The 21273-nt window shown below is 67.7% G+C and carries 20 protein-coding genes; 10 read left to right on the top strand and 10 right to left on the bottom strand.

Annotated features, from left to right (window positions below):
* Positions 1 to 5: 5 nt before the first annotated feature.
* The 6 genes from QSJ95_RS01255 to QSJ95_RS01230 all read right to left on the bottom strand — a co-directional run bounded on the left by QSJ95_RS01255 (position 6) and on the right by QSJ95_RS01230 (position 5524).
* Positions 6 to 776, bottom strand: a complete 771-nt coding sequence (locus tag QSJ95_RS01255; RefSeq protein WP_009614568.1) for a DeoR/GlpR family DNA-binding transcription regulator — start codon at positions 774 to 776, stop codon at positions 6 to 8.
* 237 nt (positions 777 to 1013) lie between these two features.
* A complete protein-coding gene (locus QSJ95_RS01250) occupies positions 1014 to 2912 on the bottom strand; it encodes a GGDEF domain-containing protein (protein ID WP_285639314.1) in 1899 nt (632 codons plus the stop codon).
* Positions 2909 to 3772, bottom strand: a complete 864-nt coding sequence (locus tag QSJ95_RS01245) for an endonuclease/exonuclease/phosphatase family protein (protein ID WP_285639313.1) — start codon at positions 3770 to 3772, stop codon at positions 2909 to 2911. Before QSJ95_RS01245 ends, QSJ95_RS01250 begins: the two co-directional genes overlap by 4 nt.
* Before the next feature lie 12 nt (positions 3773 to 3784).
* Positions 3785 to 4426: a thiol:disulfide interchange protein DsbA gene (dsbA, locus tag QSJ95_RS01240; protein WP_009614565.1), complete on the bottom strand. Its 642-nt coding sequence runs from the start codon at positions 4424 to 4426 to the stop codon at positions 3785 to 3787.
* A 154-nt stretch (positions 4427 to 4580) separates the two neighbouring features.
* Positions 4581 to 5189, bottom strand: coding sequence for a c-type cytochrome (locus QSJ95_RS01235; RefSeq protein WP_009614564.1), 609 nt, complete (start codon positions 5187 to 5189; stop codon positions 4581 to 4583).
* Positions 5190 to 5233: 44 nt separating this feature from the next.
* Entirely contained in the window at positions 5234 to 5524 is a 291-nt protein-coding gene (locus tag QSJ95_RS01230; RefSeq protein WP_009614563.1) for a c-type cytochrome, read from the bottom strand.
* 188 nt (positions 5525 to 5712) lie between these two features.
* Between QSJ95_RS01230 and yihA the strand changes: the two genes are divergently transcribed.
* A complete protein-coding gene (gene yihA, locus QSJ95_RS01225; RefSeq protein ID WP_043270061.1) occupies positions 5713 to 6372 on the top strand; it encodes a ribosome biogenesis GTP-binding protein YihA/YsxC in 660 nt (219 codons plus the stop codon).
* A 303-nt stretch (positions 6373 to 6675) separates the two neighbouring features.
* Here yihA and polA read toward each other — a convergent pair whose 3' ends face one another.
* Positions 6676 to 9414, bottom strand: a complete 2739-nt coding sequence (polA, locus tag QSJ95_RS01220) for a DNA polymerase I (RefSeq protein ID WP_285639308.1) — start codon at positions 9412 to 9414, stop codon at positions 6676 to 6678.
* 74 nt (positions 9415 to 9488) lie between these two features.
* On the opposite strand from polA, the gene QSJ95_RS01215 reads away from it, so the two are divergent.
* Together QSJ95_RS01215 and QSJ95_RS01210 are read left to right on the top strand one after the other, a co-directional pair.
* Complete coding sequence (locus tag QSJ95_RS01215) at positions 9489 to 9779, top strand: DUF2782 domain-containing protein (RefSeq protein WP_009614560.1); 291 nt, start codon at positions 9489 to 9491, stop codon at positions 9777 to 9779.
* A 34-nt stretch (positions 9780 to 9813) separates the two neighbouring features.
* On the top strand, positions 9814 to 10764 hold the full coding sequence (locus QSJ95_RS01210) for a homoserine kinase (RefSeq protein ID WP_043312543.1): 951 nt from the start codon (positions 9814 to 9816) through the stop codon (positions 10762 to 10764).
* 534 nt (positions 10765 to 11298) lie between these two features.
* Here the strand turns inward: QSJ95_RS01210 and QSJ95_RS01205 are convergent.
* From QSJ95_RS01205 to QSJ95_RS01195, 3 genes are all read right to left on the bottom strand, one after another.
* Positions 11299 to 11985: a TSCPD domain-containing protein gene (locus tag QSJ95_RS01205; protein ID WP_009614556.1), complete on the bottom strand. Its 687-nt coding sequence runs from the start codon at positions 11983 to 11985 to the stop codon at positions 11299 to 11301.
* 17 nt (positions 11986 to 12002) lie between these two features.
* A complete protein-coding gene (locus QSJ95_RS01200; protein ID WP_009614554.1) occupies positions 12003 to 14150 on the bottom strand; it encodes an adenosylcobalamin-dependent ribonucleoside-diphosphate reductase in 2148 nt (715 codons plus the stop codon).
* A 551-nt stretch (positions 14151 to 14701) separates the two neighbouring features.
* Complete coding sequence (locus QSJ95_RS01195) at positions 14702 to 15622, bottom strand: zinc ABC transporter substrate-binding protein (protein ID WP_285639297.1); 921 nt, start codon at positions 15620 to 15622, stop codon at positions 14702 to 14704.
* A gap of 71 nt (positions 15623 to 15693) precedes the next feature.
* Between QSJ95_RS01195 and zur the strand changes: the two genes are divergently transcribed.
* The 7 genes from zur to QSJ95_RS01160 all read left to right on the top strand — a co-directional run bounded on the left by zur (position 15694) and on the right by QSJ95_RS01160 (position 20896).
* Positions 15694 to 16200, top strand: a complete 507-nt coding sequence (gene zur, locus QSJ95_RS01190; RefSeq protein WP_009614552.1) for a zinc uptake transcriptional repressor Zur — start codon at positions 15694 to 15696, stop codon at positions 16198 to 16200.
* Positions 16200 to 17009 (top strand): zinc ABC transporter ATP-binding protein ZnuC, encoded by an 810-nt coding sequence (gene znuC, locus QSJ95_RS01185; protein ID WP_285639293.1) that lies wholly within the window; start codon positions 16200 to 16202, stop codon positions 17007 to 17009. The genes zur and znuC overlap by 1 nt, the downstream gene beginning before the upstream one ends.
* Positions 17002 to 17790: a zinc ABC transporter permease subunit ZnuB gene (gene znuB, locus QSJ95_RS01180; RefSeq protein WP_009614550.1), complete on the top strand. Its 789-nt coding sequence runs from the start codon at positions 17002 to 17004 to the stop codon at positions 17788 to 17790. Before znuC ends, znuB begins: the two co-directional genes overlap by 8 nt.
* A 37-nt stretch (positions 17791 to 17827) precedes the next feature.
* Positions 17828 to 18202 (top strand): hypothetical protein, encoded by a 375-nt coding sequence (locus tag QSJ95_RS01175; RefSeq protein ID WP_009614548.1) that lies wholly within the window; start codon positions 17828 to 17830, stop codon positions 18200 to 18202.
* Between the two features lie 178 nt (positions 18203 to 18380).
* On the top strand, positions 18381 to 19391 hold the full coding sequence (locus QSJ95_RS01170) for a methionine ABC transporter ATP-binding protein (RefSeq protein WP_058071076.1): 1011 nt from the start codon (positions 18381 to 18383) through the stop codon (positions 19389 to 19391).
* A complete protein-coding gene (locus QSJ95_RS01165) occupies positions 19388 to 20068 on the top strand; it encodes a methionine ABC transporter permease (protein ID WP_058487909.1) in 681 nt (226 codons plus the stop codon). Before QSJ95_RS01170 ends, QSJ95_RS01165 begins: the two co-directional genes overlap by 4 nt.
* Before the next feature lie 45 nt (positions 20069 to 20113).
* On the top strand, positions 20114 to 20896 hold the full coding sequence (locus QSJ95_RS01160; protein ID WP_285639279.1) for a MetQ/NlpA family ABC transporter substrate-binding protein: 783 nt from the start codon (positions 20114 to 20116) through the stop codon (positions 20894 to 20896).
* Positions 20897 to 21273: the final 377 nt, after the last annotated feature.

Here is a 21273-nt window from a genome sequence, read left to right as displayed (position 1 = left end):
TCTCCTTAGTTCGTGCAGCGCGCGCGTATGACTTTCACGCCGCGCGCCTCGATCTGGGCACAGGCCTCGTCGCTGAGGCGCTCGTCGGTGATCAGGGTCTGGATGCTGCTCCACGGCAGTTCCAGGTTGGGCATGCGCCGCCCGAGCTTGTCGGCCTCGGCCATGACGATCACCTCGCGGGCGACCTCGGCCATCACCCGGCTCAGCCCGAGCAGTTCGTTGAAGGTGGTAGTGCCGCGCGCGGGGTCGAGGCCGGCGGCGCCGATGAACAGCTGGTCGAAATCGTAGGAGCGCAGCACCTGCTCGGCCACCTGGCCCTGGAACGACTCCGAGTGCGGGTCCCAGGTGCCGCCGGTCATCAGCAGCACCGGCTCGCGCTCCAGCTCGCGCAGGGCGTTGGCGACGTTCAGCGAGTTGGTCATCACCACCAGGCCGGGCTTGTGCCCAAGCTCGGGGATCAGCGCGGCGGTGGTGCTGCCGCTGTCGATGATGATCCGCGCGTGCTCGCGGATGCAGGCCGCCGCGGCGCGGGCGATGGCCTGCTTGTAGGGCGACAGCGGCGGGCTCGGCTCGGCCAGCAGTTCCTGCGGCATGGGCACCGCGCCGCCGTAGCGGCGCAGCAGCAGGCCGTTGCTCTCCAGGGCGGCCAGGTCCTTGCGGATGGTCACCTCGGAAGTGGCGAAACGCCGGGCGAGGTCGTCGACGCTGACCTCGCCCTGCTGGTTGAGCAGGGCGAGGATCTCGTGGCGGCGCTGGGGCGTGTTGCGTTTCGACATGAAGGTTTATGTTTCGATTCGAAAGTTACAGATGCGAATCAAAACCCAAGAGCTTTCATTCGTCAAGTTCGGGTGATGGGAGGTTGGGGCGACGACGCACGAGCGGACACTGCTTTCCGTAGGATGGGTTGAGCCTGCGAAACCCATGCTGCCGTGGCGATGGGTATCGCTTCGCTCAACGCCATCCTACGGGGGTTGTGTTTGCCGGCGGGTGCAGGAGCGCCCACGGGCAGCGCCTCAGCCCATCTCCAGGCGGTTGCGGCCGCCGCGCTTGGCGCGGTACAGGGCCTGGTCGGCGCGCTCGAAGGCCGCTTCGTTGCGCTCGCCGGCGCGGAACTGGGTGAGGCCCGCGGAGCAGGTGATGACCAGCGGCTCGCCCTTGAAGTGGAAGGGGATGCGTTCCACCGACGTGCGCAGGGCTTCCAGCAGTTGCTGCCCGCCGTCCAGGGGCGTGGAGGGCAGCAGCACGACGAATTCCTCGCCGCCGAAGCGGGCGATGAAGTCGGTCTTGCGCAGGCGCTTGGCCAGCTCGCCGGCGATGATCTTCAGCACCTTGTCGCCGGCCAGGTGGCCGTAGTCGTCGTTGATGCGCTTGAAGTGGTCGACGTCCAGCACCGCCAGCAGCAGTTCGCCGCCGAAGCGCTGCACCCGCGCCACTTCCAGTTCCAGGCGCTCGCTCAGGGCGGCGCGGTTGGGCAGGCCGGTGAGGGGATCGGTCAGGGCCTTCTGCCGCTGGTCCTCGATGCTGGCCTGGAAGCTGCGCGCCTCTTCCTCCATCGAGGAAACCCGCGCCACCAGCGCCTGCAGGCGCTCCCCGGCCTCGCGCTCGCGGGCCTCGCGTTCCTGGCGGTGCCGCTCGATGCTGCCGAGCAGGCCTTCCAGGCGCTCATCCACCGAGCGCCGGAGGCTGTCCAGGTCGGTGGCCTGCTGCACGCTGCTCTGCAGGCCGCTGACCTGGTCGCGCAGTTCATCGTCCAGGCGCCGCGCGCTGTCGGACACGGCGTCCTGGCCCTGCTGCACCGCGCCGAGGCTGTCGAGGAAGGTGCTCAGGCGGTCGTTGAGCTGGTGCAGGTAGCCTTCGAAGGCGGCCTGGCCGCTGTCGTTGAGGGCCAGCACCAGCACCGCCAGGTCGTCCAGCACCGGCACCAGTTCGTACCAGTTCAGGCTGCCGTTGATGCGCTCGCGCAGGGCCTGGGCCTGTGGGCGGTAGGTAGCCGGCAGCTGCAGTTGGTCGAGCAGGTTCAGCAGGCTGGCTTCGATGTGCGGCGCCACCGCGCTGTAGCCGGGCTCGGGCATCGGCGGCAGGGCGTAGTGCTGCTCGCCCTCGCCGTCCAGCAGCACCGGGCGCGGCGCGCTGGGGATGAGGTCGGCGGGCAGCGGCAGGCTGTCCAGCAGGGCGGCGGACGGCGCGGGTGACGGCAGCGGTTCGGGATCGGCTTGCACCGCCACGGCGGCGGCCTGCTGCGGGATGGCCGGGGGTTCTTCGTCCGCGACGGCTACGCCAGCCTCGGCGACCGCGGCGGCCTCGGCCCTGGCCGGCGCCGCCGGCGTCTCGCTGGCCGGCGCGCCGTTGCTGGCGGGCGCGGGCTGGGCGGGGCCGTCCTCGCCGTCTTCGCGGCCGCCGAACAGGCGCTGCAGCAGGCCGGGACGCGGCGCCTCGGCGTCGGAAAGCTGTTCCAGCACGCGCCGCTGCAGGTTGCCCAGCTCGCCGAGCAGCACCGGCAGCTCGCGGGATTGGCTGGCGCGCGCCTCCAGGTCGCGGGCGAACAGTTTCAGCGGCAGGCGCACGTCCCGCGGCAGGTCGAGGTTCAGCAGCTGCTGGGCGATCTGCTGCAGCGCCGTGATGTTCTGGCGGATGCGCTGCTGGCGGCGCTGTTCGGAGTCCAGCACGGTCTTTTCCAGGCGCGGGATCAGCCGCGCCAGGCCCGCGTCAATATCGTTGCGGCGCAGCAGCTCGCGCAGCTCCTGCATGCACTGGTCGACCGCCTTGTCGCTGCCCTCGGCAGCCAGGCTGCTGCGCACCAGGCCGCGGCGCAGCAGGTCGACGCGCACCTCCCAGCGGCGCTCCAGGCGCTCCTGCTGGTCGATGTTGGCGAGGTACTTTTCCTTCCAGCGCTGGTTGTCGTCGCGGCTCATCGAGCGTCCTTGAGAGAAAGCGCGGAGTCTTGTCGGCAGCCGTCGGGCAGGCGGATCTCCACGGACACCGGCAGGTGGTCGGAGATCGGCTCCGGCAGCACGCTGACCCGCTCCAGGGTCAGCCCGGGGCTGAGCAGGATGTGGTCCAGGCAGCGCTGCGGGCGCCAGCTGGGAAAGGTCGCCTGGACCTGCGGGGCGATCAGCCCGAGATCGCGCAGCGGCGAAGTCTCCAGCAGGTCGCTGGCGTGGGTGTTCATGTCGCCCATCAGCACCTGGTGGCGGTAGTTCTGCAGCAGCTCGCGGATGTAGGCGAGCTGGCGGGTGCGGGTGCGCGGGCCCAGGGCCAGGTGCATCATCACCACGGCCAGGGCGTTGTCGCCCTCGCCGAAGCGCATGAGGATCGCCCCGCGGCCGGGCGGGCCGGGGAGCGGGTGGTCTTCCAGTAGGGTCGGGCGCAGGCGGCTGAGCAGGCCGTTGCTGTGCTGGGCGATGCGCCCGAGGTTGCGGTTGAGCTGCTGGTACCAGTAGGGGAAGGCGCCGAGCTGGGCCAGGTGCTCGACCTGGTTGACGTAGCCGGAGCGCAGGCTGCCGCCGTCGGCCTCCTGCAGGGCCACCAGGTCGTAGCCGGACAGCAGGTCGCCGATGCGCTGCAGGTTGCCGGCGCGCCCGGCGGCGGGCAGCAGGTGCTGCCAGCCGCGGGTCAGGTAGTGGCGGTAGCGTTCGGTGCTGATGCCCACCTGGATGTTGAAGCTGAGCAGGCGCAGGCGGCCATCGGCGGGATAGCCGGTTTCCGCGGCCTGCGGGTTGACCTGCGCGGGGCGGGATGCGACCACCCGCTGCTGGCGGAGCCTGCTCAGCATGGCTGGGTTACCTCACTGGGCGGCCTTGGCGGCGTCGCGTTCCTTGGCGATCAGGAAGTCGGCCAGCTCCAGGGCCTTCTCCGGGCCACCGGCCGAGCCGATGTCGAAGCGGTACTTGCCGTTGACCACCATGGTCGGTACGCCGCTGATCTGGTAGGCCATGGCCAGTTTCTTGTCCTTCTCGATCTGGCCCTTGATGGCGAACGAGTCGAAGGTGCTGAGGAACTTGTCCTTGTCCACGCCCAGCGGGGCGAGGAAGTCGGCCATCTCTTCCGGGGTGGCCAGTTTCTTGCCTTCCTTGTGGATGGCCTCGAACACGGCGGTGTGCACCTTGTGCTCCACGCCCATGGCTTCCAGGGTCAGGAACAGCTGGCCGTGGACGTTCCAGATGCCGCCGAACATGGCCGGGATGCGGACGAAGTGCACGTCGGCCGGGAGTTTCCCGATCCACGGGTTGATGGTCGGTTCGAAGGCGTAGCAATGCGGGCAGCCGTACCAGAACAGCTCCACCACCTCGATCTTGCCGGGCTGGGACACCGGAACAGGGGTGCTCAGCTCGGTGTACTGCTTGCCGGATTCGAACTCGGCGGCTTGCGCGCTGAGACCGAACAGGCCGGCGAAGGCCAGTACGGCGGTGAAAATCAGGTTACGCATGGTTCACTCCTTGGCTGGATCGGGGGCGCCGCGGCGCGGCGGTGATTGGACTGGGGAGGCCGGCGGCGGTTCCAGGCATTGTAGTGGCGGCGGATACGAAAAAGGGTGGCCGAAGCCACCCTTTTTTTTCAAGCCGTGCCGCGGGGCGAAGGCCTCAGTGCAGGCCTTCGATGTAGCTGGAGACGGCGGCGATGTCCTTGTTGGACAGCTTGGCGGCGATGCTGCGCATGATCATGCTGTCGCCGTCGTTGGTGCGCTCGCCTTCGCGGAAGGCGGTCAGCTGCTTGGCCACGTAGGCCGCGTGCTGGCCACCCAGGTGCGGGAAGGCGGCCGGCTCGTTGCCCACGCCGTCGGGCGAGTGGCAGCCGGTGCAGGCGGGCATGCCCTCGGCGAGCTTGCCGCCGCGGTACAGGGCCTCGCCGGCGGAGACCAGCTTGGGATCGGCGGCGCCGACGCTCATCTTCTGGCTGGAGAAGTAGGCGGCGATGTCGGCCAGGTCCTGGTCGCTGAGGTTGGTCAGCAGGCCGGTCATCTCCAGAACGGTGCGCTTGCCGTCCTTGATGTCATGCATCTGCTTGAGCAGGTATTTGTCGCCCTGGCCCGCCAGTTTCGGGAAGTTCGGCGCCATGCTGTTGCCATCGGCACCATGGCAGGCGCCGCACACGGCGGCCTTCGCCTGGCCGGCCTTGGCATCGCCGACTTCGGCGTGGGCCATGGCGGTCAGTCCCAGGGTCAAGAGCAGACTCACGATTATTTTGTTCATCAGCTAATCCATTACGGCTAATAGGTGAAAGAGAAAAGCCCGGGTTACTTGGACATCCACTGGATGATTGCCTTGTAGTCCTCGGTGTTGCAGTCGGTGCACAGGCCACGCGGGGGCATGGCGTTGAAACCGTTGGTGACGTGCTGCACCAGCGTATCCATGCCTTTGTCCAGGCGCGGTTTCCAGGCTGCGGCGTCGCCCTTCTTCGGGGCCATCGGCAACTGGCCGGCATGACAGGCGCCACAGGCCCGGTTGAATACCGCTTCCGGGTCCTGGGCGGCCTGCACGCTGGTAGCCATCGCGGCGGCTACGGCTGCGAACAGCAGTTTCTTCATGATCGTCCTCATCGGGAGGGAACGTCCGCGTTCTATTGCGCGGCCGGTTGATTATCGCGTTCCCGTGGCGCCCGACCCTGGGGGATAAAGCGCACACAAAATCCGCGGCATTATATACTTCGCCTGCCTGTTCGAAAACGAGACCGGCCCCCGCGACACCGAGTCGCACCCCGCCGCGGAAGCCCCCCATGCCCCCCAAGAGCCCTGCCAAGAACCCCATCCTCAGCCTTTGCCAGCAGGCAACCTTCCTCATCAGCGCGGCCAAGGTCGAGCAGTGCCCGGAAGACAGCGGCCGCGAAGTCGCCTTCGCCGGCCGTTCCAACGCTGGTAAGTCTAGCGCGCTAAATGCACTCACCCATGCCAATCTGGCGCGCACCTCGAAAACCCCCGGGCGCACCCAGTTGCTGAACTTCTTCCGCCTGGACGACGAGCGCCGCCTGGTCGACCTGCCCGGCTACGGCTACGCCAAGGTGCCGATCCCGCTGAAGCTGCACTGGCAGCAGCACCTGGAAGCCTACCTGAGCAGCCGCGAGTCGTTGGCCGGGGTGGTGCTGATGATGGACATCCGCCACCCGCTGACCGAATTCGACCGCCTGATGCTCGACTGGGCCCAGGCCAGCCGGCTGCCGATCCACGTGCTGCTGACCAAGGCCGACAAGCTGGCCTTCGGCGCGGCGAAGAATGCGCTGCTCAAGGTGCGCCGCGAAATCCAGCAGGGCTGGGGCGACGTCGCCAGCGTGCAATTGTTCTCGGCGCCCAAGCGCGAGGGGGTGGAGGAGGCGCAACAGGTCCTGGCGGCCTGGCTGGGCCTGCTGGAAGAAGACGGAGAGGAGGCCGAACAGGCCTGAAGGCCTGGCGTAGAGGGTGCCGGCTGGCCGCCGGCACTTTTTCGCAGGCAAAAAAAACCCCGAGCTTCGTATGGGGAGGGGGAAGTTCGGGGTTTAAGTCCGGACCGCTAGGGCGGGGTCCAGGATTCTGCCAACACTAAACACTGCAAAGGAGCATCGAAGGGCTTCTCCAGCCATTCACGAGTTCTGACCCGGGCTGCGGCGGGAAAGTTCAGTGGTGGCTGAAAAAATTTTCCCGAGGCCCTTTTCAGGGTTTCCTGAGGCGCCCCGCAGGGCCCGTCACCCGGGCCCTGCGACCGTTCGTCAGTGGGCTTCGTCCCAATTCGAACCGCTGCCGGTTTCGACGATGAGCGGTACCGCCAGCTCCGCCGCCTTGCCCATCAGGTCGCGCAGTTTCGCCGACACCTCCTCGACCAGGTCCTCGCGCACTTCCAGCACCAGTTCGTCGTGTACCTGGAGGATGACCCGGGCATCGATGCCGCTGGCCTGCAGCCAGTCGTCCACGGCGACCATGGCGAGCTTCATGATGTCCGCCGCGGTGCCCTGCATGGGCGCGTTGATCGCGGTGCGCTCGGCGGCCTTGCGCATGGCGGCATTCTTCGAGCCGATTTCCGGAAGGTACAGGCGGCGGCCGTAGAGCGTCTCGACGTAGCCCTGCTCGGCGGCCTGGGCGCGGGTGCGCTCCATGTAGGCCAGCACCCCGGGGTAGCGGGCGAAGTAGCGGTCGATGTAGGCCTGGGCCTCCTTGCGCTCGACGCCGATCTGCTTGGCCAGGCCGAAGGCGCTCATGCCGTAGATCAGCCCGAAGTTGATGGCCTTGGCGCGGCGGCGCTGCTCGGGCGTGACCTCGTCCAGCGGCAGGCCGAAGACCTCGGCGGCGGTGGCGCGATGCACGTCGCGGTCGTGGCGGAAGGCGTCCAGCAGGCCCTCGTCCTGGGCCAGGTGGGCCATGATGCGCAGTTCGATCTGCGAGTAGTCGGCCGACAGCAGCCGGCAGCCCGCGGGGGCGACGAAGGCCTGGCGGATGCGCCGGCCCTCGGCGGTGCGGATCGGGATGTTCTGCAGGTTCGGGTCGGTGGAGGAGAGCCGCCCGGTGGCCGCCACCGCCTGGTGGTAGCTGGTGTGGATGCGCCCGGTGCGCGGGTTGATCTGCTCCGGCAGCTTGTCGGTGTAGGTGCTCTTGAGCTTGCTCAGGGAGCGGTACTGCATGATCACCTTGGGCAGCTCGTAGTCCTGCTCGGCCAGGTCGGCGAGCACGTTCTCGGCGGTGGACGGCTGGCCGGTGGCGGTCTTGGCCAGCACCGGCAGGCCGAGCTTCTCGTAGAGGATGGCGCCGAGCTGCTTGGGCGAGCCGAGGTTGAACTCCTGGCCGGCCAGTTCGAAGGACTTGCGCTCCAATTCGACCATTTTCTCTCCCAGTTCGCGGCTTTGCAGCCCCAGGAGGTTGGCGTCGACCAGCGCGCCGTTGCGCTCGATGCGCGCCAGCACCGGCACCAGCGGCATCTCGATGTCGGTGAGGACCTTGGCCAGCGACGGGATGGCCTGCAGCTTCTCCCACAGGGCCTGGTGCAGGCGCAGGGTCACGTCGGCGTCCTCGGCGGCGTAGGGGCCGGCCTGCTCCAGGGCGATCTGGTCGAAGGTCAGCTGCTTGGCGCCCTTGCCGGCGATGTCCTCGAAGCGGATGGTGCTGTGGCCCAGGTACTTCAGCGCCAGGCTGTCCATGTCGTGGCGGGTGGCGGTGGAGTTGAGCACGTAGGATTCGAGCATGGTGTCGAAGGCCACGCCGCGCACCTCGATGGGCGTGCTGGCGTTGGCCAGGACGTTGATGTCGTACTTGGCGTGCTGGCCGACCTTGGCCTTGTTCGGGTCTTCCAGCAGCGGCTTGAGGGCCTTGAGCACGGCGTCGCGGTCCAGTTGCTGGGGTACGCCCATGTAGCTGTGGGCCAGGGGCACGTAGGCGGCCTCGCCCGGCTCGACGGCGAAGGACACGCCCACCACCTGCGCCTGCTGGGCGTCGATGCTGGTGGTCTCGGTGTCGAAGGCGATCAGCTCGGCGGCCTGCAGCTTCTGCAGCCAGGCGTCGAAAGCGGCCTGCTCCAGCACGGTTTCGTAGCGCGAGTCCTGGGCCGGGGCGCTCTCGGCGGGGCTTTCGCCGGCGTCCTTGGCCTCGCGCAGCAGGTCGTCCAGCCAGTTCTTGAACTCCAGCTGGCGGTACAGCTCGATCAGCGCGTCGCGGTCCGGTTCGCCCGGGTGCAGGGCGTCCAGCTCGATGTCCAGGGCGACGTCGGTCTTGATGGTGGCCAGCTGGTAGGACAGGTAGGCCTGCTCGCGGTTTTCCTCGAGCTTGGCCGGCAGGCCCTTGGCGCCGCGGATCGGCAGCTCGGGCACCTTGTTCAGGCTGGCGTAGAGCACGTCGAGGCCGCCGCCGACGCCGGTGAGCAGGCCCAGCGCGGTCTTCTCGCCGACCCCGGGCACGCCGGGGATGTTGTCGACCTTGTCGCCCATCAGCGCCAGGTAGTCGATGATCAGCTCAGGACCGACGCCGAATTTCTCTTTAACGCCATCCACGTCCAGCGTGCTACCGGTCATGGTGTTGACCAGCGTAATGTGCCCGTCGACCAATTGGGCCATGTCCTTGTCGCCGGTGGAGATCACCACCGGGCGCTGCGCCGCGGCGCTGCTGCGGGCCAGGGTGCCGATCACGTCGTCGGCCTCCACCCCTTCCACGCACAGCAGCGGCAGGCCCAGGGCGCGCACCGCCGCGTGCAGCGGCTCGATCTGCACCCGCAGTTCGTCCGGCATCGGCGGGCGGTGCGACTTGTACTCGGCGAACAGCTCGTCGCGGAAGGTCGGGCCCTTGGCGTCGAAGACCACCGCGAAGGGGCTGTCCGGGTACTGCTTGCGCAGGCTCTTGAGCATGTTCAGCACCCCCTTCACCGCGCCCGTGGGCATGCCGGTGGAGGTGGTCAGCGGCGGCAGGGCATGGAAGGCGCGGTACAGGTAGGAAGAGCCGTCCACGAGGACGAGGGGTGCTTGACTCATGAGTGGAATCAACCTTTTCCGGAGGCCAGGGGCTAGAATGACCCCAGCCGAATCGACAAAGGAACAAGGTTATCATGCGCAGTCGCAAACGCTGGTTGCTCGCCGCCCTGCTGGCCGTATCCCCCCTGGTCGCCATGGCGGTGGACGAGGAAGCGCCGACGCCCGAACCGGATGTGACCATCCGCCAGGAGGGCGACAAGACCATCCAGGAATACCGGGTCAACGGCTTCCTCTACGCCATCAAGGTCACGCCCAAGCATGGCAAGCCGTACTTCCTGGTGCGCCAGGACGGCAGCGATGGCAATTTCATCCGTTCCGACCAGCCGGACAAGCTGATCCCGCAGTGGCAGATCTTCAGCTGGTAAACCTTCAACCCCATGGCGCTCACGAGGCCTGAGCATGTCGGTATTCACCCCTCTTGAGCGTTCCACCCTGGAAAGCTTCCTCGCACCCTACGGGCTGGGGCGCCTGCACGAGTTCCGCGGCATCCCCGAGGGCTCGGAGAACAGCAACTTCTTCGTCAGCCTGGAGCGCGGCGAATTCGTCCTGACCCTGGTCGAGCGCGGCCCGGTGCAGGACCTGCCGTTCTTCGTCGAACTGCTCGACGTGCTCCACGAGGCCGACCTGCCGGTGCCCTACGCCCTGCGCACCGAAACCGGCGAGGCCCTGCGCCAGCTGGAGGGCAAGCCGGCGCTGCTGCAGCCGCGCCTGCCCGGCCGCCACGAGCGCCAGCCCAACGCCCACCATTGCGGCGAGGTCGGCGCCCTGCTGGCGCGCCTGCACCTGGCCACCCGCGGGCGCATCATCGAACGCCCCAGCGACCGCGGCCTGAGCTGGATGCTGCACCAGGGCGAGAACCTCGCCTCGCACCTGGCCCCGGCCCCGCGCGAACTGCTGGAAAACGCCCTGGAGGAAATCGCCCGGCTGCTCGCCGAACAGCCCGAGCTGCCGCGCGCCAACCTGCACGCCGACCTGTTCCGCGACAACGTGCTGTTCGACGGCCCGCACCTGGCCGGGGTGATCGACTTCTACAACGCCTGTTCGGGCTGGATGCTCTACGACCTGGCGATCACCCTGAACGACTGGTGTTCCCACGAAGACGGCGAACTCGACGGCCCCCGCGCCCGCGCGCTGCTGGCCGCCTACGCCAGCCGCCGGCCGTTCACCGCCCTGGAGGCCGAGCTGTGGCCGGAAATGCTGCGCGTGGCCTGCGTGCGCTTCTGGCTGTCGCGCCTGATCGCCGCCGAGGCCTTCGCCGGGCAGGACGTGCTGATCCACGACCCGGGCGAGTTCGAACGGCGCCTGGCGAAGCGGCAGAAGGTGGACATTCATTTGCCGTTTGCGTTGTAGGGCCGCCGCCGGACGGTACGATTTTGTGTAGGAGCGGATTTATCCGCGATTTCCGCCGGCAGCGCCGGCGTATATACGCTATCGCGGACGGAGTCCGCTCCTACGTCCGTGCGTCCCAGGGGCCTCGATGCCCACCTGTAGGAGCGCGCCCTGCGCGCGATCGCGGGATGACGCCCCACGGTTCTGCCGGGTGGCACGGCTTTTCGTAGGAGCGAGCTTGCTCGCGAATGGCTTCTCTGCAGGGCTTGGTTCGCGAGCAAGCTCGCTCCTACAGGGGTGTACTGGTGCGACGCATGCGGGTGTGAAGATCTGAGTCGGAGTGGACATCCCTGTCGTTGCTCCTCTGCCCAAGTTCAACCCCGGCCTGACCATCCTTGGCCGGTCGTTCGCCGGCGCGACGCATGCTCGTACGGAGTGAAGATCCGATCTTGAGCAGACATCCCTGTCGATACTCCTCTGCCCAAGTTCAACCCCGGCCTGACCATCCATGGTCAGTCGTTCGCCGGCGCGACGCATGCGTCGCGTAGCGCCGGCTCACCCACATTTCGAATACCCGCAATTCAGGCAGGTCGCGCAACCGTCCATCTGCACCACCGCCATGGTGCTGCACTTGCCGCACAGCTGGGCGCCGGCGGGGAAGCCTTCGCCGGGTTCGGCCTTGTTGGTGCCCTGGGCCGCTTCGTAGGCCGCGCGTTTTTCCGCCAGGTACAGGCGTTGTTCCTCGTCGATCTGCGGGCCCTGCATCAGGCCGATGGCTACCAGGTGGCGTTCCACCACCGCGCCTATCTCGGCGACGATGGAGGGCATGTAGATGCCGCCGCGCTTGAGATAGCCGCCGCGCGGATCGAACACCGCCTTCATTTCCTCCACCAGGAAGGTGCAATCGCCGCCCTTGCGGAACACTGCCGACATGATGCGGGTGAGGGCGACTATCCACTGGAAGTGGTCCATGTTCTTCGAGTTGATGAATATCTCGAAGGGCCGGCGCTGCTCGTAGGGCGTGTCGGGGTTGAGCACCATGTCGTTGATGGTCACGTAGAGCGCGTGCTCGAACAGCGGCGACTTGATCTTGTAGGTGGCGCCCACCAGGATCTCCGGGCGCTGCAGGGTTTCGTCCATCTTCACCACGGCCGCCGCCGCGGCAGCCTCGGCGCGGGCCTTTTCCTCGGCGACGTCGACCACTTCGAAGCTGCGGATCTTCTGGTTGATTTTCACTGGCATGGGATTCCTCCGCGGCTTCAGAACTTGCCGTAGTAGCCTTCTTTCAAGGCATCGAACAGGTTGGCGGCGGTATGCGTCTCGCCGTCGTACTCAACTTCCTCGTTGCCCTTGAGTTCTACCGTGCTGCCGTCTTCCAGCTCGAAGCGGTAGAGGGTCTTCTCCAGGTCCGAGTCCTTGACCAGCACGCCCTGGAAGGCCGCCGGGTTGAAGCGGAAGGTGGTGCAGCCCTTCAGGCCCTGGCGCCAGGCGTAGAGGTAGATGTCCTTGAAGTCCTCGAAGGGGTAGTCGGTGGGCACGTTGGCGGTCTTGGAGATCGACGAGTCGATCCAGCGCTGCGCCGCCGCCTGGATGTCCACGTGCTGCTGCGGGGTGATGTCGTCGGCGGTGACGAAGTACTCCGGCAGGCGGTGCTTGCCGTCCTCGGCGTCGGGCACGGCCTTGGCGTCGACCTTGGCGCGGTAGGCCAGCAGTTCGTAGCTGAACACCGAGATTTTCTCCTTGGTCTTGCGCCCGGCGCGGATCAGGTTGCGCGAGTAGTGGTGGGCGAAGCTCGGCTCGATGCCGTTGGAGGCGTTGTTGGCCAGGCTCAGGCTGATGGTGCCGGTGGGCGCGATGGAGCTGTGGTGGGTGAAGCGCGCGCCGTGGCGGGCCAGGGCCTCGACCAGTTGCGGCGCGTGCTCGGCGATGCGCTGCATGTAGCGCGAATACTTGGCGTGGAGGACGCGGCCGGGCACCCGGTCGCCCACTTTCAGGCCGTCGGCGGCCATTTCCGGGCGCTTGCGCAGCATTTCCGCGGTCACTTCGTAGTCCTGCGCCAGCACCGGCGCCGGGCCTTTCTCCAGGGCCAGGTCGAGGGCCACTTCCCAGCCCACCAGGGCCATTTCGCGCGCCACTTCCTCGGTGAACACGCAGGCCTCGGGGCTGCCGTAGCGCAGCTTGAGCATGGTCAGCGTCGAGCCCAGGCCAAGGAAGCCCATGCCGTGGCGGCGCTTGCCGAGGATTTCCTCGCGCTGCTGCGCAAGCGGCAGGCCGTTGACCTCCACCACGTTGTCGAGCATGCGGGTGAACACCCGCACCACCTCGCGGTAGCGCTCCCAGTCGAAGTGCGGCTCCTCGCCGAAGGGATCGACGACGAAGCCGGTGAGGTTCACCGAGCCCAGCAGGCAGGAACCATAGGGCGGCAGCGGCTGCTCGCCGCAGGGGTTGGTGGCGCGGATGGCCTCGCACCACCAGTTGTTGTTCAGCTCGTTGACGCGGTCGATGAGGATGAAGCCCGGCTCGGCATAGTCGTAGGTGGAGACCATGATCATGTCCCACAGGTGCCGCGCCTTCACGCGCCCGTAGACCTTGCAGGCGACGCGGCCGTCCTCGCCGACCAGATATTCGTCGTGGATCGGCCAGTCGCGCCAGAGCACCTGGGCCGGGTCGTCCAGGTCGACCTCGTCGCGCTCCTTGTGGTGCACCGGGAACAGCAGCGGCCAGTCGGCGTCGGCCTGCACCGCCTGCATGAAGTCGTCGGTGATCAGCAGGCTGAGGTTGAACTGGCGCAGCCGGCCGTCCTCGCGCTTGGCGCGGATGAACTCGCGCACGTCCGGGTGGGCGACGTCGAAGGTGCCCATCTGCGCGCCGCGGCGGCCGCCGGCGGAGCTGACGGTGAAGCACATCTTGTCGAAGATATCCATGAACGACAGCGGCCCGCTGGTGTGCGCGCCGGCGCCGGACACGTAGGCGCCGCGCGGGCGCAGGGTGCTGAACTCGTAGCCGATGCCGCAGCCGGCCTTGAGCGTCAGGCCGGCCTCGTGGACCTTCTGCAGGATGTCGTCCATGGAGTCGTGGATGATCCCGGAGACGGTGCAGTTGATGGTCGAGGTGGCCGGCTTGTGCCCCTGGGCGCCGGCGTTGGAGATGATCCGCCCGGCCGGGATGGCGCCATGGCGCAGGGCCCAGAGGAAGCGCTCGTACCAGTGCTCGCGGGTCGCCGCGTCCGGCTCGACGTCGGCCAGGGCGCGGGCCACCCGCTGCCAGGTCTCGTCGACGCTGGCGTCGATGGGCGTGCCGTCCTTCTGCTTGAGCCGGTATTTGCTGTCCCAGATGTCCTGGGACGCCGGCTGCAGTTCGAGTGCCGCCTGGTCTGTGCCCTGCGGGCGAGCATCGGTCTTGGCCATCCGCTGAAGATCCTCCCGTTGGTGCGCGGCCGGCTTGGGGCAGACCGCAATATCTAGTTATCCAGTAAATACACGAAACTACATATTGTGTATTTAGTCCAGCCGGAGACTCTAGTACCCGGAAGAGGTATTTGCCTATGAGGCGATGGGACGCAGGGGGAAAGTGTAGGTGAGCGGGGGCGGGAGGGAGGGGGTTGGGGTGGGGGCAAGAGCCTAAGTGCCCAAGAGCGCAAGAGCGCCCTCTCCCTAACCCTCTCCCTGAAGGGAGAGGGGACCGTTGGGCAGAGTCGGAGGTATAGGCGTTAGCCGGCAACGCCGAAATTTTCAAGCTGATGCCTGTTCTATTCTCGGCACGAACTAGCCCCCTCTCCCTTCAGGGAGAGGGCTGGGGAGAGGGAGCGGTACCCATCCCAGCACCATGGCCCCCCGGCAGGCACCATTCCCTCTCACCCCACCAAAGACCGTAGGATGGGGTGAGCTTGCGATACCCATCACCATGGCATGGCCCGATGGGTATCGCTTCGCTCAACCCATCCTACAAGAGCGCCGCCTCAGAGCTTCTCCAGGCACCCGGCGAACTCGTCGGCCAGGTTACCCAGCAGCTTCTCGTAGCCATTGGCGTCGACCTTGACCGCCACGCCCAGATCATCCAGCTCGGCCAGTTGCACCGGCAGGCCGGCGCTGAGGGTATCGGCCAGGCGCGGGCGGAGCGGCGGTTCGCTGAAGATGCAGGACGGGCCGGCCTTCTGCAGTTGCGCGCGCATCGCGGCGACGTGCTTCGCCCCCGGCTGCACGTCCGCGGACAGGGCGAAGACCCCCGCGTGGCGCAGGCCGTAGGCCTCCTCGAAATAGTCGAAGGCCTCGTGGAAGACGAAGTAGGGCTTGCCGACCAGCGGCGCCAGGCGCTGCTTCAGGCGCGCGTCGAGCTGTTCCATGCGCTCGTCGAAGGCCTTGAGGTTGGCCTGGTAGCGCCCGGCGTTGAGCGGGTCGGCGATGGCCAGGTCCTCGGCCATGCGCGCGGCGATGGCCTGGGCGTTGGCCGGCAGCAGCCAGAGGTGCGCGTCCAGGGTGCCGGGGCGGTGATCGTGGTCGTGGTCCTCGTAGTCGGCGTGGCTCATGGTCTCGAAGTTGACGAACTTGCGCAGGTGCATGCCCGGCAGCTCCTGCACCGCCACGCTGGGGGCCTGGCGGGCCTGCAGCGGCTTGCCGAGGAACACTTCCATGTCCGGGCCCACCCAGTAGAACAGCTGGGCCTCGCGCAGGCGGCGCACGTCCGAGGGGCGCAGGGCGTAGCTGTGCGGCGAGGCGCCGGGCGGTAGCAGCACGTCGGGGCTGCCCTCGCCGTCCTGGACGGCGGCGGCGATCAGTTGCAGCGGCTTGATGCTGGTCAGCACCTTGACCTCGGCGCTGGCGCCAAGGCTCAGGAACAGGGTGCAGCAGGCGAGGAGCAGGGCGGATGGGCGCAGGGACACGGCGGACTCACACGGGCAGGGAGGTAAAGGGTAATATAATAACGTCTCCGTACCCGAGCGTCGTCGCCGCAATGTACAAGTTGATGCCCAACACCCCGCTGGCCTGCCGCCCGCACGACCACGCCACCTGCGTGGCCGGCGCCCTGGCCGAGGCCGACGCGCTCTGCGCGCGCCAGGGCGTGCGCCTGACCGAGCTGCGCCGGCGCGTGCTGGAACTGGTCTGGCAGAGCCACAGGCCGCTGGGCGCCTACGACATCCTCGCCGTGCTCAGCGAGGAAGACGGCCGCCGCGCCGCGCCGCCCACCGTCTACAGGGCGCTGGACTTCCTCCTGGAAAACGGCCTGGTGCACCGCATCGCCTCGCTCAACGCCTTCGTCGGCTGCAACAACCCCGAGCACGCCCACGAGGGCCAGTTCCTCATCTGCCGCGCCTGCCACACCGCCATCGAGCTGGAACAGCCGGCCATCAGCCAGGCCATAGTCGCCGGCGCCGAGGGCGTCGGCTTCAGCGTCGAGACGCAGACCGTCGAAGTGGTCGGCCTCTGCGCCGCCTGCGCGCCCAAGCAGCGGGAGGCCTGATGAGCCAGCCCCTGGTCCGCCTCGAAGGGGTGGGCGTGCGCTATGCCGGGCAGGCGGTGCTGCAGAACGTCAGCCTGAGCATCGGCGCCGGCGAGATCGTCACCCTGATCGGCCCCAACGGCGCCGGCAAGACCACCCTGGTGCGCAGCGTGCTCGGCCTGCTCAAGCCCGACAGCGGCACGGTGTGGCGCCAGCCGAAGCTGACCATCGGCTACATGCCGCAGAAGCTCCACGTCGACCCGACCCTGCCGCTCTCGGTGCTGCGCTTCCTGCGCCTGGTGCCCGGCGTGGGCCGCGAGCAGGCCCTGGCCGCGCTCAAGGAAGTGGGCGCCGCGCAAGTGCTGGACAGCCCGCTGCAGACCGTCTCCGGCGGCGAACTGCAGCGCGTGCTGTTGGCCCGCGCGCTGCTGCGCAAGCCGCAGCTGCTGGTGCTGGACGAGCCCGTGCAGGGCGTCGACGTCGCCGGCCAGGCCGAGCTGTACCGCCTGATCACCCGCCTGCGCGACCGCCTGGGCTGCGGCGTGCTGATGGTCTCCCACGACCTGCACCTGGTGATGAGCACCACCGACCAGGTGGTCTGCCTGAACCGCCACGTGTGCTGCCACGGCCACCCCGAGCAGGTCAGCGGCGACCCGGCCTTCGTCGAGCTGTTCGGCCAGGACGCCCGCAGCCTGGCGGTCTACCACCACCACCACGACCATGCCCACGACCTGCACGGCGAAGTGGTGCCGCAGGACGGCGCCGGCCTGGCGATCCACGGCAAACTGACCCCGGTCCACAAGCACGGCCCCGACTGCAACCATGGCTGATTTCCTTCTCTACGCGCTGCTGGCCGGGCTGTCCCTGGCGCTGGTCGCCGGCCCCCTGGGTTCCTTCGTGGTCTGGCGGCGCATGGCCTACTTCGGCGACACCCTGTCCCACGCCGCGCTGCTCGGCGTGGCCCTGGGCTTCCTGCTGGACGTCAGCCCGACCCTCGCGGTGACCGTCGGCTGCGTGCTGCTGGCCGTGCTGCTGGTGACCCTGCAGCAGCGCCAGCCGCTGGCCGCCGACACCCTGCTGGGCATCCTCGCCCACAGCACCCTGTCCCTGGGCCTGGTGACCCTGAGCTTCATGAAGGAAGTGCGGGTGGACCTGATGGCCTACCTGTTCGGCGACCTGCTGGCGGTGAGCCAGACCGACCTCATGTGGATAGTCGCCGGCAGCGCCCTGGTGCTGGGGCTGATCTGCTGGCTGTGGCGGCCGCTGCTGGCGATCACCGTGCACGAGGAGCTGGCGCGGGTCGAGGGCCTGCCGGTCACCGCCATCCGCCTGGCGCTGATGCTGCTGATCGCCATCGTCATCGCCGTGGCCATGAAGATCGTCGGGGTGCTGCTGATCACCTCGCTGCTGATCATCCCCGCCGCCGCCGCCCAGCGTCACGCCCGCAGCCCCGAGCAGATGGCCTTCGGCGCCACCCTGGTGGGCCTGGTGGCGGTGTGCGCCGGGCTTGCGCTGTCGTGGTTCAAGGACACCCCGGCCGGGCCGTCCATCGTGGTCAGCGCGGCGGCGCTGTTCCTGCTGAGTTTTGTCCTGCCGCGGCGGACGGTGTAGAATTTGTCGATTTTTTGATCAATCGAGAATGACTGGCATGAAGTCCCTTGCCCTCCGTCTGCTTTCCGTCCTCTCCCTCGCCCTGCTGCTGGGCGCGTGCCAGAGCCTGCCCGGCCAGGCGCCGAGCGGCTCTGGCTTCGAGGCCCGCCTGGCCGCCGGCCAGCTGGAAGCCGCGCAACTGCAGCTGGGCCAGGAGCACGAGGATGCCGCGCAGCTGGCCGAACGCCGCCAGCGCCTGGCCGACGCCTACCTGCAACGCAGCCGCGAGGCCCTGCAGGCCGGCGACGTCAACGGCGCCAGCAACGCCCTGGCCCGCGCCCGCTCGCTGATGCCGCGCGCCCCGGCGCTGGCCGCCGATGTCAAGGACATCGGCCAGCCCAAGGCCGCCGCCCCGGTCAAGTGCGAGCCCTGAAAGCCGCGTCCGCCCGTCTTATTCCATTTCGCTCGGCCCTTATCCGAACAAGGATTAATCGGCTATAGGAAAGCAGGGTAAAATGCGCGGTTTTTGCCGAGCGCCTACGCTCGTTTGCCAGGACACCCCGGCAGAGCGCGCCATTCCCACACTTCGCCGTACCCACAAGGTTCGCCACGTGATCGAATTCCACGACGTCCACAAGACCTACCGCGTCGCCGGCCGCGACATCCCGGCCCTGCAGCCGACGCGCCTGAGCATCGGCGCCGGCCAGGTGTTCGGCCTGATCGGCCACTCCGGCGCCGGCAAGAGCACCCTGCTGCGCCTGATCAACCGCCTGGAAGAACCCAGCGGCGGGCGCATCGTCATCGATGGCGAGGACGTCACCGCCCTCGACGCCGACGGCCTGCGGCGCTTCCGCCAGCGCGTCGGGATGATCTTCCAGCACTTCAACCTGCTGGCCTCCAAGACCGTGGCCGAGAACATCGCCATGCCGATGAAGCTGGCCGGCAGCTTCAGCGCCGCGCAGATCGCCGCGCGGGTGGACGAACTGCTCAAGCGCGTGGGCCTGCAGGACCACGCCCGCAAGTACCCGGCGCAACTCTCCGGCGGCCAGAAGCAGCGCGTCGGCATCGCCCGCGCCCTGGCCTGCGGGCCCAAGCTGCTGCTCTGCGACGAGGCCACCAGCGCGCTGGACCCGCAGACCACCGGCCAGGTCCTGCAGCTGCTGGCGGAGATCAACCGCGAGCTGAAGCTGACCATCGTGCTCATCACCCATGAGATGGACGTGATCCGCCGCGTCTGCGACCGCGTGGCGGTGATGGACGCCGGCAGCATCGTCGAGCAGGGCGAGGTGGCCGACGTCTTCCTCCACCCGCAGCACGAGACCACCCGGCGCTTCGTCTTCGAGGCCGAGCGCGTCGACGAGAACGAGCAGCACGACGACTTCGCCCACGTGCCCGGGCGCATCCTGCGTCTGACCTTCCGCGGCGAGGCCACCTACGCCCCGCTGCTGGGCACCGTGGCGCGGCAGACCGGGGTGGACTACAGCATCCTCGCCGGGCGTATCGACCGCATCAAGGACCAGCCCTACGGCCAGCTGACCCTGGCCCTGGTGGGCGGTGACATGGAGGCGGCCATGGCCCAGCTGAACGCGGCCGAGGTGCATGTGGAGGTGCTGCGCGCATGAATGCTTTTTTTGAAAACATGGGCTTTGTAAACATTGATTGGTCGGAAATCCTCCAGGCCAGCATCGACACCTTCTGGATGCTCGGCGGCTCGCTGCTGTTCACCGTCATCCTCGGCCTGCCGCTGGGCGTGCTGCTGTTCCTCACCGGGCCCAGGCAGCTGTTCCAGAACCGCGCGGTCTACGCCCTGCTGTCCTTCGTGGTCAACGTGTTGCGCTCGCTGCCGTTCATCATCCTGCTGATCGTGATGATCCCCTTCACCGTGCTGATCACCGGCACCTCGCTGGGCGTCGCCGGGGCCATCCCGCCGCTGGTGGTGGGCGCCACGCCGTTCTTCGCGCGCCTGGTGGAAACCGCCCTGCGCGAGGTCGACAAGGGCATCATCGAGGCCACCCAGGCGATGGGCGCCAGCACCCGTCAGATCATCTGCAACGCCCTGCTGCCGGAGGCCCGCCCGGGCATCATCGCCGCCATCACCGTCACCGCCATCACCCTGGTGTCCTACACCGCGATGGCCGGCGTGGTCGGCGCCGGCGGCCTCGGCGACCTGGCCATCCGCTTCGGCTACCAGCGCTTCCAGACCGACGTCATGGTGGTCACCGTGATCATGCTGCTGGTGCTGGTACAGGTTCTGCAGACCGTCGGCGACAAGCTGGTGGTCCACTTCTCCCGCAAATAACCACAAGGCCCGCGGGCCACAGGAAAATCCCAAAAGGAGCGATCCATGAAGAAACTGCTTGCCGCCTTCGCCGCCACCGCGGCGCTGTCGATCACCGGCGCCCACGCGGCCGAAACCCTCAGCGTGGCCGCCACCCCGGTGCCGCACGCGGAAATCCTCAACTTCGTCAAACCCATCCTGGCCAAGGAAGGGGTGGAGCTGAAGGTCAAGGAATTCACCGACTACGTGCAGCCCAACACCCAGGTCGCCGAAAAGCGCCTGGACGCCAACTTCTTCCAGCACCAGCCGTACCTGGACGAGTTCAACAAGTCCAAGGGCACCAGCCTGGTAGCCGTCACCGGCGTGCACATCGAGCCGCTGGGCGCCTACTCCAGCAAGTACAAGAAACTCGACGAGCTGCCCTCCGGCGCCACCGTGGTGATCCCCAACGACGCCACCAACGGCGGCCGCGCCCTGCTGCTGCTGGCCAAGACCGGCCTGATCAAGCTCAAGGACGAGAAGAGCATCACCGCCACCCCGAAGGACATCACCGACAACCCGAAGAACATCAAGGTGCGTGAACTGGAAGCCGCGACCCTGCCGCGCGTGCTGGGCCAGGTCGACCTGGCGCTGATCAACACCAACTACGCCCTGGAAGCCAAGCTGAACCCGACCAAGGACGCCCTGGCCATCGAGGGTTCCGACTCGCCCTACGTGAACATCCTGGTAGCCCGCCCGGACAACAAGGACAGCGACGCCATGAAGAAACTGGCCGCCGCCCTGCACAGCCCCGAGGTGAAGCAGTTCATCCTGGAGAAATACAAGGGTGCCGTGGTTCCGGCCTTCTGATAGCCGACCGCACCTTTGAAGAAGCCGCGCCCCGCAAGGGCGCGGCTTTTTTTCGCCTGTAAACAAGCTGCAACGGCGGGGGGCTATAACGACCTTTCCACGACTTCTTTTCGCTTAACAGACCGCTTTTCCAGATTCAGGCAGGGGAGAGCGGTCTTTTTTTGTCTGCGTTTCGGCCGATGCCCCAACGTCCTGCGCTTTGCGCTCTCCGAAATTATTTGAGCGAGCTTGCTCGCGAACGGATTTCCGGCCGGGCCTATGGTGTTTGTCCGAAGAGCGCCCTCTCCCCAGCCCTCTCCCTGAAGGGAGAGGGGGCAGTCTGTGCCGAGAGAAGTGATGGTTTCAGCCGGAAACCGCTGGCGCTGCCGGCTAACTCA

The organism is Pseudomonas sp. NBRC 100443 (assembly GCF_030268185.1).
Taxonomy (GTDB): Bacteria; Pseudomonadota; Gammaproteobacteria; order Pseudomonadales; family Pseudomonadaceae; genus Pseudomonas; species Pseudomonas citronellolis.
This window is presented reverse-complemented; position numbering and strand designations above follow the sequence as displayed.

What these genes read in the sequence shown, in the direction of transcription:
- QSJ95_RS01235 (WP_009614564.1), bottom strand. Translation starts at nt 5,189, where the DNA reads ATGAACAAAATAATCGTGAGTCTGCTCTTGACCCTGGGACTGACCGCC.
- QSJ95_RS01230 (WP_009614563.1), bottom strand. Translation starts at nt 5,524, where the DNA reads ATGAAGAAACTGCTGTTCGCAGCCGTAGCCGCCGCGATGGCTACCAGC.
- QSJ95_RS01175 (WP_009614548.1), top strand. Translation starts at nt 17,828, where the DNA reads ATGAAGTCCCTTGCCCTCCGTCTGCTTTCCGTCCTCTCCCTCGCCCTG.
- QSJ95_RS01165 (WP_058487909.1), top strand. Translation starts at nt 19,388, where the DNA reads ATGAATGCTTTTTTTGAAAACATGGGCTTTGTAAACATTGATTGGTCG.
- QSJ95_RS01250 (WP_285639314.1), bottom strand. Translation starts at nt 2,912, where the DNA reads ATGAGCCGCGACGACAACCAGCGCTGGAAGGAAAAGTACCTCGCCAAC.
- QSJ95_RS01255 (WP_009614568.1), bottom strand. Translation starts at nt 776, where the DNA reads ATGTCGAAACGCAACACGCCCCAGCGCCGCCACGAGATCCTCGCCCTG.
- znuC (WP_285639293.1), top strand. Translation starts at nt 16,200, where the DNA reads ATGAGCCAGCCCCTGGTCCGCCTCGAAGGGGTGGGCGTGCGCTATGCC.
- yihA (WP_043270061.1), top strand. Translation starts at nt 5,713, where the DNA reads ATGCCCCCCAAGAGCCCTGCCAAGAACCCCATCCTCAGCCTTTGCCAG.
- QSJ95_RS01200 (WP_009614554.1), bottom strand. Translation starts at nt 14,150, where the DNA reads ATGGCCAAGACCGATGCTCGCCCGCAGGGCACAGACCAGGCGGCACTC.
- QSJ95_RS01245 (WP_285639313.1), bottom strand. Translation starts at nt 3,772, where the DNA reads ATGCTGAGCAGGCTCCGCCAGCAGCGGGTGGTCGCATCCCGCCCCGCG.
- QSJ95_RS01215 (WP_009614560.1), top strand. Translation starts at nt 9,489, where the DNA reads ATGCGCAGTCGCAAACGCTGGTTGCTCGCCGCCCTGCTGGCCGTATCC.
- znuB (WP_009614550.1), top strand. Translation starts at nt 17,002, where the DNA reads ATGGCTGATTTCCTTCTCTACGCGCTGCTGGCCGGGCTGTCCCTGGCG.
- QSJ95_RS01210 (WP_043312543.1), top strand. Translation starts at nt 9,814, where the DNA reads ATGTCGGTATTCACCCCTCTTGAGCGTTCCACCCTGGAAAGCTTCCTC.
- zur (WP_009614552.1), top strand. Translation starts at nt 15,694, where the DNA reads ATGTACAAGTTGATGCCCAACACCCCGCTGGCCTGCCGCCCGCACGAC.
- QSJ95_RS01160 (WP_285639279.1), top strand. Translation starts at nt 20,114, where the DNA reads ATGAAGAAACTGCTTGCCGCCTTCGCCGCCACCGCGGCGCTGTCGATC.
- dsbA (WP_009614565.1), bottom strand. Translation starts at nt 4,426, where the DNA reads ATGCGTAACCTGATTTTCACCGCCGTACTGGCCTTCGCCGGCCTGTTC.
- polA (WP_285639308.1), bottom strand. Translation starts at nt 9,414, where the DNA reads ATGAGTCAAGCACCCCTCGTCCTCGTGGACGGCTCTTCCTACCTGTAC.
- QSJ95_RS01205 (WP_009614556.1), bottom strand. Translation starts at nt 11,985, where the DNA reads ATGCCAGTGAAAATCAACCAGAAGATCCGCAGCTTCGAAGTGGTCGAC.